At 56.2% G+C, this 12,746-nt stretch carries 14 protein-coding genes and 1 riboswitch; of the genes, 4 read left to right on the top strand and 10 right to left on the bottom strand.

What is annotated here, in order from left to right; genetic code table 11:
* Position 1 precedes the first annotated feature (1 nt).
* Positions 2 to 700 (bottom strand): pyrimidine 5'-nucleotidase, encoded by a 699-nt coding sequence (locus tag AOB54_00375; GenBank protein ID WVN41879.1) that lies wholly within the window; start codon positions 698 to 700, stop codon positions 2 to 4.
* A gap of 68 nt (positions 701 to 768) precedes the next feature.
* A complete protein-coding gene (argB, locus tag AOB54_00370; GenBank protein WVN41878.1) occupies positions 769 to 1,674 on the bottom strand; it encodes an acetylglutamate kinase in 906 nt (301 codons plus the stop codon).
* A gap of 108 nt (positions 1,675 to 1,782) precedes the next feature.
* Here argB and AOB54_00365 point away from each other — a divergent pair, with 108 nt between their 5' ends.
* On the top strand, positions 1,783 to 2,472 hold the full coding sequence (locus AOB54_00365) for a hypothetical protein (protein ID WVN41877.1): 690 nt from the start codon (positions 1,783 to 1,785) through the stop codon (positions 2,470 to 2,472).
* A gap of 15 nt (positions 2,473 to 2,487) precedes the next feature.
* Here the strand turns inward: AOB54_00365 and dksA are convergent, their stop codons facing one another.
* From dksA to AOB54_00330, 7 genes are read right to left on the bottom strand one after another with little or no spacing between them, the layout of a single operon-like run.
* The gene (gene dksA / locus AOB54_00360; GenBank protein WVN41876.1) at positions 2,488 to 2,916 is read right to left on the bottom strand and encodes an RNA polymerase-binding protein DksA; all 429 of its coding nucleotides are present in this window, start codon (positions 2,914 to 2,916) and stop codon (positions 2,488 to 2,490) included.
* Positions 2,917 to 2,928: 12 nt separating this feature from the next.
* Complete coding sequence (locus AOB54_00355) at positions 2,929 to 3,933, bottom strand: GTP-binding protein (GenBank protein ID WVN41875.1); 1,005 nt, start codon at positions 3,931 to 3,933, stop codon at positions 2,929 to 2,931.
* A 13-nt stretch (positions 3,934 to 3,946) separates the two neighbouring features.
* The gene (gene xerC, locus AOB54_00350) at positions 3,947 to 4,927 is read right to left on the bottom strand and encodes a tyrosine recombinase XerC (protein WVN41874.1); all 981 of its coding nucleotides are present in this window, start codon (positions 4,925 to 4,927) and stop codon (positions 3,947 to 3,949) included.
* The gene (locus tag AOB54_00345; protein ID WVN41873.1) at positions 4,908 to 5,618 is read right to left on the bottom strand and encodes a DUF484 family protein; all 711 of its coding nucleotides are present in this window, start codon (positions 5,616 to 5,618) and stop codon (positions 4,908 to 4,910) included. Before AOB54_00345 ends, xerC begins: the two co-directional genes overlap by 20 nt.
* Positions 5,615 to 6,478 (bottom strand): diaminopimelate epimerase, encoded by an 864-nt coding sequence (dapF, locus tag AOB54_00340; GenBank protein ID WVN41872.1) that lies wholly within the window; start codon positions 6,476 to 6,478, stop codon positions 5,615 to 5,617. The genes AOB54_00345 and dapF overlap by 4 nt, the downstream gene beginning before the upstream one ends.
* A gap of 9 nt (positions 6,479 to 6,487) precedes the next feature.
* Positions 6,488 to 7,372, bottom strand: a complete 885-nt coding sequence (locus AOB54_00335; protein ID WVN41871.1) for a lipid A biosynthesis acyltransferase — start codon at positions 7,370 to 7,372, stop codon at positions 6,488 to 6,490.
* On the bottom strand, positions 7,369 to 8,277 hold the full coding sequence (locus tag AOB54_00330; GenBank protein WVN41870.1) for a lysophospholipid acyltransferase family protein: 909 nt from the start codon (positions 8,275 to 8,277) through the stop codon (positions 7,369 to 7,371). The genes AOB54_00335 and AOB54_00330 overlap by 4 nt, the downstream gene beginning before the upstream one ends.
* A 181-nt stretch (positions 8,278 to 8,458) precedes the next feature.
* Here AOB54_00330 and metK point away from each other — a divergent pair, with 181 nt between their 5' ends.
* The 3 genes from metK (at position 8,459) to metF (ending at position 12,177) form a co-directional block, all read left to right on the top strand.
* The gene (gene metK / locus AOB54_00325) at positions 8,459 to 9,625 is read left to right on the top strand and encodes a methionine adenosyltransferase (GenBank protein ID WVN41869.1); all 1,167 of its coding nucleotides are present in this window, start codon (positions 8,459 to 8,461) and stop codon (positions 9,623 to 9,625) included.
* Positions 9,626 to 9,679: 54 nt separating this feature from the next.
* A riboswitch (S-adenosyl-L-homocysteine riboswitch) is annotated at positions 9,680 to 9,764 on the top strand.
* Positions 9,765 to 9,794: 30 nt separating this feature from the next.
* Complete coding sequence (ahcY, locus tag AOB54_00320) at positions 9,795 to 11,225, top strand: adenosylhomocysteinase (protein ID WVN41868.1); 1,431 nt, start codon at positions 9,795 to 9,797, stop codon at positions 11,223 to 11,225.
* Positions 11,226 to 11,298: 73 nt separating this feature from the next.
* Positions 11,299 to 12,177 carry a methylenetetrahydrofolate reductase [NAD(P)H] gene (gene metF, locus AOB54_00315; protein ID WVN41867.1) on the top strand — a complete coding sequence of 293 codons (879 nt, stop codon included), beginning with the start codon at positions 11,299 to 11,301 and terminating at the stop codon, positions 12,175 to 12,177.
* Here the strand turns inward: metF and AOB54_00310 are convergent.
* Positions 12,167 to 12,745 (bottom strand): 5-formyltetrahydrofolate cyclo-ligase, encoded by a 579-nt coding sequence (locus tag AOB54_00310; GenBank protein ID WVN41866.1) that lies wholly within the window; start codon positions 12,743 to 12,745, stop codon positions 12,167 to 12,169. The two genes, metF and AOB54_00310, sit on opposite strands and share 11 nt — an antisense overlap.
* Position 12,746 lies beyond the last annotated feature (1 nt).

The following is a 12,746-nucleotide window of genomic DNA, read 5'->3' as shown; positions in this document are numbered from 1 at the left end:
TTCAGCGTTTTCTCGTGACCAGTCGGTGCTGGTTTCTCAGTAGTGTGGCCAATGAGTTTACTTGAAGCTGAACATAACTGGGGCGCCGGGCCGTTAGGGGTCGCCCGGAGGCCTGGGCCCGGGCCAAAGCTGTCTTAGACGCCCATATTCTTGCGGTCTTGATTCTTAGACGGTGGGCAGCCTGCAGGTTTTCGTTGTGATCATCGACCAGCACTACCTGGTGGGGGCTGCGTTTAGAGCGGCAAAGAACCTGACGCATGAGCAGTGTGGAGGGTTTGGGGCAGAGTCTGCCGCAGGCCCGCATGTCCTCGATACTGATGATCCTTACAAAAAGATGCCGAAGACCAATTAGCGCTAAGACCTGCTCTGCATAAGCCCTGGGCGCATTGGTCAGCAGCCAGCGCTCGCCGTGTAATCGCAGCAGCCGATGCCTTTCACCCCGGATGCGGCGCACAAATTCCGGCAGTTCCGCCACTGGATGTGTCCGATTCAAAAAATCATGGGGATCAACCCCATGATGACGCACCAAACCCAAGAGTGTTGCGCCGTAGCGATGCCAATAACGCTCCCGCAGCAGGCTGGCATCCTCCATAGACAAGGCCAAGGTATCGGCCACATAACGCGTCATACGGCGGTTGATTTCCCCCATGACACGCCACGAAGCATCGTAGAGCGTGTTATCCAGATCGATTAGCCACAAAGGCCCGCCCAAGGACCCGCGGGCAGGGGACCTGCGCTCAAAGCGAATCACAATAAAGTTGGCCGGTTTTAGTGGGACCGAATCATGGTGCCCACGCCCTCGTTGGTCAGAATCTCCAATAGCAGGCAATGGGGTACACGGCCATCGACCACGTGCACAGACTGCACACCGCTTTTCGCGGCCTCCAGGGCGGAAGAAATTTTGGGCAGCATGCCGCCGGAAATCGTGCCGTCGGCAAACAGTCCATCAATCTGTTTGGCGGTTAATCCAGTGATGAGATTGCCTTTTTTGTCGAGTACACCCGGGGTATTGGTCATCAAGATTAATTTTTCGGCCTTCAGAATTTCAGCGATTTTGCCGGCGACCAAATCCGCATTGATGTTGTAGGTCTCACCCTCTTCGCCCGAGCCGATCGGTGCGATTACCGGCACAAAGCCACTGGCCAACAATGAATGAATGATGGCGGGATCAACGGACTCAATCTCACCCACATGGCCCAAATCCAGCGGCCCCTGGGATTGGTTTTCGGCCTTGACCATCATCTTGCGGGCATGAATCAGGCCGCCGTCCTGACCTGTAAGACCCACCGCTTTCCCACCCGCAAAATTAATCAGTTCGACGATTTCTTTATTGACCTGGCCAGCCAAGACCATCTCCACAATATCCATGGTCTCGGTATCGGTCACGCGCATGCCCTGAATGAATTCCCCTTTCTTGCCAACCCGAGAGAGCAAGGATTCAATCTGCGGGCCACCCCCGTGGACGATCACCGGCAAGATACCCACCAAGCGCAGCAAAATAATGTCGCGGGCAAAGGAGCGCTTCAGGTGCTCTTCCGTCATGGCATTGCCGCCGTACTTAATGACCACTGTCTTGCCATGAAACCGGCGAATGTAAGGCAAGGCCTCGGCAAGAACAGCCGCCTTTAAAGAAGCATCAATCGTATTGGGGATATTTTCTATTGAGTCGGTCATGGCTGCGCGATACCTACAGGAATGGTCTACACTTTGCCCGAATTGTAAGCACCCGCATGAAAATTGTCTGAGTCGTCCGCCGCGTTTTTGACCAATCCAACCAGTTCAGTGAAAAATTTCTTCGCCGCTCTTGCCCACCACAGCCCGTGGCCACTTCACCGGCTGTCCCCCAGGCGGCCGGGTTCAGAAACCACAGATCTTTTGGGAAGTGCCGCTGCAGGCATTTTGGTGGGGGTGATGTGTGCGGCCATTTTTATGCTGATCAGCATGGTCTTGCCGGCTCGCGTGGCTTTATTGATTAGCCTGTGCCTGGGTCTCGCAAGCTCACTGCCCAGAGGAAGTCTTGGTGCTTGGTCACAGACGGTCAGCCCAAAGTCTGCTGTGATTCTTGGCGTCCTAATCCTGCTAAAGCTAGAAATCTTGTCGGAAATCGATCTGGAATGGATCCCCGTCACCCTAATCTGCAGTGCCGCCTGGTCGCGGGCTGCGGTGCTGGCTGCAGTACCGGATCCCGTGGTTGGTTTTCGCTCCACCACAGGCACCACCCGACTTGCCATGCTGGTCATTGGCATGCTGCCCCTGGGCTTTTTCGGAATTTGGCCAGAGCCCGTATGGGGCCTGTGGGTCGCAGGCCTAGTCGCCCTACTGGCTGCCCGATGGATCAAGGCCCGCGTCTCAATGGGGCCGGTGGGTGTGCGATGGGTGATGGTCGAGACGATTTACTGCCTGGTCGTTCTGCTCTTGATGAGTGCGGCCGCCATCTCTGAAATGGTCCAAGAGGAGGAGCCGGGTTCATAAGCCCGGCGGGGTGAATCAATCCCCGAACTGACGCTGCCGAAGTTCGCGACGTTGCTGGGCCTCAACCGTCAGGGTTGCGGTTGGGCGTGCCAAAAGACGGGCCAGACCGATAGGATCCCCTGTCTCTTCGCAGTAACCATATTCCCCAGAATCAATGCGGGCCAAGGCCTGCTGGACTTTTTTAATGAGCTTGCGCTCGCGATCACGTGTACGAAGTTCAAGCGCATGCTCTTCCTCGATGGTGGCCCGATCAGCAGGGTCGGGCACCAAAACTGTCTCGCGTAAGTGCTCGGTGGTCTCCCCCGCATTCACGCGCAACTCTGCTTCAAGCGCCATTAATTTGCGCTTAAAAAAATCCAGTTGTGCCGCACTCATGTACTGATCTGCTGGCTGAGCCAACAGCTCTTTTTCAGTCGCGATGGGCTTAAACGAAACGGTATTCATGGCCTGCTACTTTCAAATAAGACATTGATCTAAACCTTTGACAATTGTATCGCGGGGTAGCTTTCGGCCGATAAAGACCAGCTTAGACTCCCGCGCTTCGCCCGGCGCCCAGGGCCGGCCTACATCGCCGCCCATCAGCATGTGAACACCCTGAAAGACCATTTGATTGTTGCTTCCTTTGATGTTCAGCACGCCCTTATACCGCAAGAGCTGGGGGCCGTAGGCCTGAGATACTGCGCTCATAAAGCCCTCAAACCGATCAGAATCAAAAGGCCGGGTAGATTTGTACACAAAAGACTGGACATCATCAATATGGCTGTGGCCCGCATCGATATTCAGAAAGGCGGGGTCAATCTCAAGAGCGGCATTCAGATTAAATCCACGGATATCGAGGATTTCTTGAATCGGGGTCTGACCAAAATGCACGAGATGTAAGCTGGCACGGGCATTCATGCGGGCGAGCCGGGCCTTCAGGGCCTCTAAAGCGGTCGGCTCCACCAAATCGCTTTTTGAAATCAAGATGCGATCAGCAAAGCCCACCTGCGCCTGGGCCTCGGCATGTTGGCTCAACTGCTCTGACCCATGCACTGCATCGACCACTGTGATGACTGCGTCTAACAAAAATCGCTCAGCAATGTCGTCATCCACAAAAAAAGTCTGTGCGACTGGCCCGGGCTCAGCCAGGCCGGTGGTTTCAATAATGACCCGATCAAACTGAATCGCACCGCTGGCACGCTTTTCCCAGAGCCGATTCAACATCTCAATCAAATCACCGCGAACCGTGCAACAAATACAGCCATTGTTCATTTCAACGATCCGCTCTTGGGTATCGCCGAACAGCAGCTCGTTATCGATACTCTCTTGGCCGAATTCGTTTTCAATGACTGCAATCCGCTCGCCGTGGGGCTCACTCAAGATGCGCTTTAAAAGCGTGGTTTTCCCCGCGCCGAGAAAGCCCGTCAGAATCGTGACAGGGATTACCGCTGGCGCGGTTTGATTTGCAACTGGTGCAGACATAAAGGCTCCAAAATCAATTGTTCCCGTCCGTGCCGGGCTTTCGCCGGGCTCGGGGGTGGGCAGCATCATAAACCTGTGCCAGCCGCTGAAAATCCAAGTGGGTATAGACCTGGGTTGTAGCGATCTGCGCATGACCCAGAAGTTCCTGCACCGCCCTGAGATCGCCGCTGGATTGCAGCAAATGTGTGGCAAACGAATGCCGCAGCATATGCGGATGGACATGGGTTGGCATGCCAATTTTACGGGCATGGGCAGCAAAGCGCCGCTCGACTGATCGGCCCGATAGCCGGCCGCCCTGGCTATTGATGAACAGCGCCTCTGACATTGCCCCATTGGGATGCTTGGCCCGGCACGACCGCCAGTGCGCAAGCGCCGCAAGTGCCGGTCCACCGATTGGAACGCGCCGAGTCTTATTGCCTTTGCCCACCACCAACACCTCCTGAGCCTGCGTGTCGACCCAACCAAAACCCTGGCCGATCGACGAGGCAGGCGGACGATCATTCAAAGACACCAATTCGGAAAGCCGCAGCCCGCAGGAATACATCAGCTCCAACATGGCTGTATCGCGGGCCCGCAAGAATTCATCCTGCTCACCGGTCTGCGCTTCGGCCTGGCCAGAGTCGCCTGCCACGAACTGAACCGCCCAATCTGTGGAAAGGGCCTTTGGTAATCGCTTGGCAGGCTTTGGCGCGCGAACGCTTTTGGCGGGGTTGGCCGACAAGGTGATGCGTTGCGAAAGCCAATCAAAAAAAGATCGCCAAGCCGACAGCCGCCGCGAAATACTTTTGGGTGACAGGCCACCCATTCGCCACTGCCCCACCTGCTGCCGGATATCCACCGCGCGAATCTCTTGAACGGGTTTGGCAGAGAGGGCTGCCACCAACTTTGCCAAATCCCGGCGATAGTTGGACACCGTATGGGCAGAGTATCTGCGCTCGTGTGCCAGCGAATTTAAGAAATCGTTAACGAATGAATCAAGCGTTGGTGTTGGCATAAAGCGGAGACAGCGCTGCGCTGGCAATCTCACTAATGCGCTCTAAAAACGCGACACCCATATCGGCAGAAAAACGTCGCGGATCGGGCGAACCCAGAATCAACACACCATAGGCCTCGGGTGCAGCGCCCATACGCAAGGGCAGAATCGCCATGGACTGGCAGTCTCTGCCTGCTTCAGGCAAAAGCCTGGCCGCCGATGACAGGCCAGCAGGGCCGCAGATCGGGGCACGCAGGCCGTCTATCTGGCTGACAAAATCAGCCGTTGGGCTTCCCACCCAATCGTTATCTCGCCACTCTTCGCTGCAATTCCAAATCGAAATGGCCACCTGCGGCACATTAAAGGTTGTGGCCAAGGAATCCGCGAGAAATGTTGGCAGGCCATCAAGATCGTTGTGTAGAAATAAACCGCGAACCCAGCGCTGAATCGAGTTGGAGATGGCGTCGTTTTCTTGGCCGTGACGCAATAAATCAGCAAGCTTTAATTCCATTGATTTAATGCGGTCGCGCAGAACCATCGCCTGTCGTTCCACCAATGAAATGGCCTTGCCCGATTCGGGGTGCGGCACATTAATATCGCCCAAGACATGCGGATGCTGATCAAAAAAATCTGGATGGGCCTTTAAATAATCCGCAACCTGCATGGCAGTCAGCGTTGATCCCAGGTCCAAAGTTGGCTCTTTTTGCGTCACAGTTCTATTACTCCTTCGAATACTGGCTCAGCAGGCCCAGTCATCATGACATGGCCTTGGGCATTACCGGGCCAGCGAATCACCAAACGTCCACCACGGGTATTCACCGATACGGCTGCGTCTGCCTTGAGCATGCCGCGCAAGATGCCAGACACGACCGCCGCACAAGCGCCCGTGCCACAGGCCAGGGTCTCACCTGAGCCGCGCTCAAAAACGCGTAGATTAATTTCCTGAGAGGACACCATCTCAGCAAACCCAGCGTTCACACGATGACGAAATCGCGGGTGAGATTCAAGCCAAGCACCAATGTCTTGCACCGGATAGTCAGCAAGGCCAGTGACATACTGAACCGCGTGTGGATTACCCATGGAGACCACCGAGATCCAAAACGCTGCGCCATGGGGTGGACATAACTCCCAAAGCTCGGCACGATCTTCGTGGCGATGGGGCAGGCCCGATGCATCAAAGCCAACTGCCTCGGGCAAATATCTTGGAATGCCCATGTCCACCGTGACCGTGCCATCTGCATGAATGGTTGGCGAAATAATGCCGGACTTTGTTTTGACCCGGATGGTTTCAGCAGTGCTGAGCCCATGGTCGCGAACAAATCGCGCAAAACAACGGGCCCCATTGCCGCATTGCTCCACCTCTTGGCCGTCCGCGTTAAAAATTCGATAAACAAAATCTGCCTGCGGTGTATCCGATGCTTCAACAATCAAAATCTGATCGGCACCCACGCCAAAACGCCGATCCGCAATTCTTTGCCATTGCTGGGTTGTGAAAGACAATGGGGCGCGGGTGGCATCAATCACCACAAAGTCGTTTCCGGCCCCCTGCATTTTTGTAAACGCAATCTTCATAAAACGCGATTATCCATAGACCGAGGCCATCCCGGGGGGCCGCGATTTAAATCGGCGGTGTGTCCAAAGATATTGTTCAGGCATTTCCAGAATTCGCTGCTCGATAAACTGGTTCATTTTGGTTGCCGCCTGCTCCAGCGTTTCTTGCTGGTCGTCGTTGGGGTGCTGCCAGCCCGGATAAAACGTGGCTTCATAGCCATCGTCAGTCATGCGGGTTACCAGCGGCACGACGGTTGCCCCCAGCAGTCGCGACAGGCGAACCACACTGGTCACCGTGGCCGCAGGTTCGCCGAAAAATGGGGCGAAGACTGCGTCGCGAGTCCCCAGGTCCATGTCCGGCAAGAAGTAAAGCGGTACACCGCGCCTGAGCCAACGGGCAATCGTGGTCATGCCCTGATGCCTTGGCAGGATCAGCGGCTCATTAAAACGTGTGCGACCCCGGCGGGTCCAATCATCCAGCACAGGATTGGATTGCCGGGAATACATCGATGCGAATTGGCGCTCCAACTGAAAGCGAACGCCGCCCGCATCCAGCCCAAGAAAATGGGGCGCAAGAATGATTACAGGCTTTCCTTCGTGGGCAGTGAAATTGGCCAGGCCCATGATCTTCACGCGACGGCGCAGCCGCTCCTCGCTACCAAACCAGATTTCGAAACGCTCTAAAAACGCTCGTGCATAGAAATAGAAATGGCGTTTGGCAACTGCGCGCCGCTGCATCTGCGTCCAGTGCGGAAAGCAGATTTTTAGATTGACTAGGGCAACATGGCGACGCTGTGCGGCCACCCAGAACACCAACTGCCCCAAGACCCAGGCGATTCCGCGCAGAAGTGGGCGCGGCCCAAAAGAAATCAAGCGGCAGCCCCAAAGCAGCAGCCAAGTCAGGGCCCGATTCAAGATGACTCCCCCGGTGATTCGGGACGTTCATGCCCGAGCAAGACAACCCCTTTCGGGGTTTTGTACCGGTTATAGGCCCAGAGATACTGCTCCGGCGCACGGGCGATCTGGGTCTCCAATGCTTTGTTCATCTGGTCAATCAAGGCCTCCATTGACACGCTCTTGTTCTGCAGGTCGACATCCCAGACAGAAAGATCCAGATGCCAACCACGCTGCGTGCGAATGGCCAGAGCCCAGACAATCACTGCGCCAGTGGTCTGCGCCAGACGAATGGGCAGGGTCATGGTGTAGGCAGGGCGGCCAAAAAAATCCGCCCAGAGCCCTTCGCCACTGCTTGGCACCTGATCGGGCAGCATCCCCACCGCCTCGCCCTTGCGCAGGGCCCGAAGCAATTGGCGCACACCGGCACTGTTTGCGGGTGCCGTGGCCATCTGGGGCAGGGGGCGAAGCGCTTCCATCAGGCGGCGCAAGGCTGCTTGACGGGCCGGCCGATACAAAACAGTGATGGGCAGGTGCTGAGCAAAAGCCCGCGCTGATAGCTCAAAAGCGCCAAGGTGAGGCGTGAGAATCACCACGCCGCGGCCACGGCCAATTGCTTCCTTCACAGCGTCCATGCCCGTGATTCGCATGCGTGTTGCTGAGGCCGGGTCGCACCAAATTTTTGGTAACTCCGCTGCGATTAGACCCGCATGGCCAATCGATTGGCGCAGAATCCTGGCGGCGCGCGCCGGGGATCGCTGCAGTAGCGGGCCGAGTCGTCCAGATTCGCAGGCGCGCGCCCAATTGTCTCGGGTTAACTGACGATACCGGGGCGACAAGGCCCAGACCAACCAGCCCAGGGCCAGGCCAATCCCCCTGGCGACCCATAGGGGCAAGGCTGCTGCGAGTTTGAATAGGAGAATCATCTGCCTTATAGTTAGGGCCATCGCCGATTTAATTCACAACTTGCGGGGCGATGGCGCAACGAGAGTTTACGTTGTTGTCCAATAAATTCCGCTAAAGCGTCTGCCTTCTGTGGTCATCAGTCATCAAGATAGCGCCGCTCTAGCATCCGCAGGGTTGGGTTATCCACCAGGAGGTAGCGCTGTGTCTAAAGAATTCTTCTTCACGTCCGAGTCGGTCGGTGAAGGCCATCCCGATAAAGTAGCCGATCAAATTTCTGATGCCATTCTGGACGCCATCTTGGCCCAGGATCCGCGTTCACGCGTTGCTGCCGAGACTTTGTGTAACACGGGTCTGGTGGTCTTGGCCGGTGAAATCACCACCAACGCCAATGTCGATTACATCCAGGTTGCGCGCAACACATTGAAGCGTATTGGCTACGACAACACCGAGTTTGGTATTGACTACAAGGGCTGTGCGGTCTTGGTGGCCTATGACAAGCAGAGCCCCGACATCGCCCAGGGTGTGGATAAGGCCCAGGACAACAATCTGGACCAGGGTGCTGGCGACCAGGGTCTGATGTTTGGCTACGCCTGCGATGAAACGCCGGTGCTAATGCCCGCCCCTATTTATTACTCCCACCGTTTGGTGGAACGCCAGTCCATGCTGCGCAAAGATGGCCGCCTGCCATGGCTGCGGCCCGATGCCAAGAGCCAAGTCACCATGCGCTATGTCGATGGCCGGCCCGACAGCATCGACACCGTGGTGCTCTCCACCCAGCACTCGCCTGATATCCCCATGGACAAGCTGCGCGAGGCCGTGATTGAAGAGGTCATCAAGCCAGTGCTCCCAAAAGAGCTGGTCAAAGGCGAAATCAAATACCTGGTCAACCCCACCGGCCGCTTTGTCGTGGGTGGCCCGCAAGGCGATTGCGGCCTAACCGGCCGCAAAATTATTGTGGACACCTACGGCGGTGCTGCCCCCCACGGTGGTGGTGCCTTCTCGGGCAAAGACCCCTCCAAGGTCGACCGGTCTGCCGCGTATGCCGGCCGCTATGTTGCGAAAAATATCGTGGCAGCGGGCCTGGCGAAAAAAGCCCTGATTCAGGTGAGCTACGCGATTGGTGTGGCCAAGCCAACTTCCGTCATGGTGACGACCGAAGGCACCGGCGTGGTGTCAGATGAAAAAATCGCACAGGCCGTTCAGCAGGTCTTTGATCTGCGGCCCAAGGGGATTGTGCAGATGTTGGATCTGTTGCGTCCCATTTATGAGAAGACCGCATCTTATGGCCATTTCGGCCGTGAGCTGCCGGAGTTCTCTTGGGAGAAGACCGACAAAGCAGCCGCCTTGCGCGCTGCCTGCGGCCTGTAATGTAGAACCAAGCAAGGCTCGCCATCAGGCGGGCTTTGCTTTACACTTTCGCTTCTCTTCAAGGAGCGTTGCGAGAGTGCGGCACAGCCCGACACTCCCAGGCTTGAAGAAATCTGTAATCGAACGGCGCTCGCGAAACCTTCAACGATTTTCATGAAAGGAGCGCGAGATGAGCGCTGTATTGAAACCTGTAGATGCACATGGCCAGCCCGACTTCAAAGTGGCTGACCTGTCTTTGGCCGACTGGGGCCGCAAAGAAATCCGTATTGCTGAAACCGAAATGCCAGGCCTGATGGCGATTCGGGAAGAGTACGCTGCCAAAAAACCACTGAAGGGCGCACGTATCACTGGCTCCCTGCACATGACCATTCAAACGGCCGTGCTGATCGAAACGCTGGTGGATCTGGGAGCACAAGTCCGTTGGGCGTCATGCAACATCTTCTCGACTCAAGACCACGCTGCCGCTGCCATTGCAGTAGCAGGCGTTCCCGTCTATGCCTATAAAGGCGAATCTCTGGAAGAGTATTGGGAATACACCCATCGTATTTTTGATTGGTCCGATGGCCAGCCATCCAACATGATTCTGGATGACGGCGGCGATGCCACCCTGTTGTTGCACCTTGGCACTGAAGCCGCAAAGAATCCTTCCGTGCTGTCTTCGCCCAATAGCGAAGAAGAGACTTGTCTTTTTAACTCGATCAAAAAACAACTCGCCAAAGACCCTGGCTTTTATGAGCGCAATTTGAAAGCTGTGATCGGCGTGACTGAAGAGACCACCACGGGGGTACATCGACTCAAGGAAATGTCCGCCAAAGGCACACTGGCATTTCGCGCCATCAACGTGAACGATTCCGTCACCAAGAGCAAATTCGACAACCTGTATGGCTGCCGCGAGTCTTTGGTAGATGCGATCAAGCGCGCGACCGACGTGATGATCGCCGGCAAGGTGGCGGTGGTCGCGGGCTATGGTGATGTGGGCAAGGGCTCTGCACAGGCATTGCGTGCGCTGTCTGCCCAGGTCTGGGTGACCGAATCGGACCCGATCTGTGCACTACAAGCCGCCATGGAAGGCTATCGCGTAGTGACCATGGATTACGCTGCAGACAAGGCTGATATTTTTGTGACTGCCACCGGCAACAAAAATGTGATCACCTATGAGCACATGGCCAAGATGAAAGACCAGTCGATTGTCTGCAATATTGGCCACTTCGATAACGAGATTGACGTGGCATCACTTTCCAAGTGCAAGTGGGAAGAGATCAAGCCCCAGGTCGATCACGTGATCTTCCCAGACGGCAAGCGCATCATCCTGCTCGCCCAGGGCCGTCTGGTGAACTTGGGTTGTGGCACCGGCCACCCCAGCTATGTGATGAGCTCTTCGTTTGCCAACCAAGTGATTGCGCAGATTGAGCTCTTTACCCACAAGGACTACTACGAGAGCGGCAAGGTCTATGTGCTGCCCAAGCACCTGGATGAAAAAGTAGCACGCCTGCAGCTGAAAAAACTTGGTGCACAGCTCACCGAGCTCACGCCCGAACAGGCCCGCTACATTGGCGTTCCGGTCGAGGGCCCTTATAAGCCTGACACCTATCGTTATTAATCTTTAGCGTCATACCCCCGGGGTCCGGTATCACTAGCACCCCGGGAGAGTCTCTCCACCACCAAGGCTGGTTATGCAATCACAAGCTTACGAATCCGTAGATTCAGGCGACAGCGCTGACATCAGCCTGAGCCTGGAGTTCTTTCCCCCGAAAACGCCAGAGGCCGCCGACAAGCTGCGTCACGTCGCGGCCAGCTTAAAGCTGATTCAACCGGAATATGTGTCCGTTACCTATGGTGCAGGCGGCTCAACGCGTGAGGGCTCGCTAGATACGGTTCGGCAGATGCTGCCCATATTCCAAGATGTGGCGCCACATATTTCTTGTATCGGCGCAACGAGTGCCCAGATGCAAGAGCTGCTCGAACTCTATGCATCGATGGGCATTCAACGGTTGGTGGCACTGCGCGGCGATCTGCCTTCGGGCTATGGCCAGGGGGGCGAGTTTCAGCATGCCAGCGATCTGGTCCGGTTTATTCGCCAGCATCACGGCAATCAGTTTGAAATTGAAGTGGCCGCCTACCCAGAGATTCATCCGCAGGCCAAGAGTGCCCAGGATGACCTTCGGTTTTTTGCAGAAAAAGTTGCCGCAGGTGCAGATCAGGCCATTACCCAATACTTTTTTAATTCCGATGCCTACTTCCGGTTTTTAGAAGACATTGAGAAATTAGGCGTTGATGTTCCTGTTATTCCCGGCATCATGCCGATTACCAACTTTTCGCAACTGGCCCGTTTTTCCGATGCCTGTGGCGCGGAAATTCCACGTTGGATTCGGCAGCGTTTGGCCGGCTTTGGTGATGACACCCAATCTATCCAGGCCTTTGGCCAGGAAGTGATAACAGACCTGTGTGATCAGTTACTCGCTGGTGGTGCACCGGGCCTGCATTTCTACACCATGAACCGCGCAGAACCGACGCTATCGATTCTGCGGGACTTGAGCCTGGTCAGCGCCTAAAGTCGTGCCAGCCAGTTTCGGTAACGCAGGCATCGAGCCTGATGTCATGCGCCTCACCGAAACTCTGGTCATGCCGGGCATGATCAAAGCAAACGCCAACCAAGCGCGGCCAAGGGCTGGGCGTGATCGCAATCGTGCGGTCATAAAACCCCTTGCCCGCCCCTAGACGTGCTCCTTGGGGGTCCACCCCCACACAGGGGATTAGCCAGGTGTCGCAGTCCAATGTGTGGGCCTGCGCGGGCACACTTAAGCCCATAGCATCCCGAATCAGTGCCGCCCCCGGCTGCCAGGCCTGCATCAGCAAGGGGGCGTCTCGTGCCACCACCACCGGCAAGGCCAATAACAGGCCGCGGGCATGCCAGGCCCGCCAGGTCGACATCAGGTCTGGCTCGCCCCGCCATGGCAGAAACACCGCGACCTTTAACCACCCTTGGGTGACGGCCTTTGCCGACAAGACATCAGAAATTTTCTTTTCGGCGGCCAGCCGCTTTTGCGCCGACAACTGCTCACGCTGGCCGAGCAGACGCTGACGCAACGGTGATTTTTCAATCGATAAGATTTGTGCCATT

This window comes from beta proteobacterium MWH-UniP1 (assembly GCA_036362785.1).
Lineage (GTDB): Bacteria > Pseudomonadota > Gammaproteobacteria > Burkholderiales > Burkholderiaceae_A > Lacustribacter.
The sequence above is the reverse complement of the archived record's forward strand: the minus strand, read 5'-3'. Positions and strand labels throughout refer to the sequence as shown.

What these genes read in the sequence shown, in the direction of transcription:
- argB (WVN41878.1), bottom strand. Translation starts at nt 1,674, where the DNA reads ATGACCGACTCAATAGAAAATATCCCCAATACGATTGATGCTTCTTTA.
- dksA (WVN41876.1), bottom strand. Translation starts at nt 2,916, where the DNA reads ATGAATACCGTTTCGTTTAAGCCCATCGCGACTGAAAAAGAGCTGTTG.
- AOB54_00355 (WVN41875.1), bottom strand. Translation starts at nt 3,933, where the DNA reads ATGTCTGCACCAGTTGCAAATCAAACCGCGCCAGCGGTAATCCCTGTC.
- xerC (WVN41874.1), bottom strand. Translation starts at nt 4,927, where the DNA reads ATGCCAACACCAACGCTTGATTCATTCGTTAACGATTTCTTAAATTCG.
- dapF (WVN41872.1), bottom strand. Translation starts at nt 6,478, where the DNA reads ATGAAGATTGCGTTTACAAAAATGCAGGGGGCCGGAAACGACTTTGTG.
- AOB54_00330 (WVN41870.1), bottom strand. Translation starts at nt 8,277, where the DNA reads ATGATTCTCCTATTCAAACTCGCAGCAGCCTTGCCCCTATGGGTCGCC.
- ahcY (WVN41868.1), top strand. Translation starts at nt 9,795, where the DNA reads ATGAGCGCTGTATTGAAACCTGTAGATGCACATGGCCAGCCCGACTTC.
- metF (WVN41867.1), top strand. Translation starts at nt 11,299, where the DNA reads ATGCAATCACAAGCTTACGAATCCGTAGATTCAGGCGACAGCGCTGAC.
- AOB54_00310 (WVN41866.1), bottom strand. Translation starts at nt 12,745, where the DNA reads ATGGCACAAATCTTATCGATTGAAAAATCACCGTTGCGTCAGCGTCTG.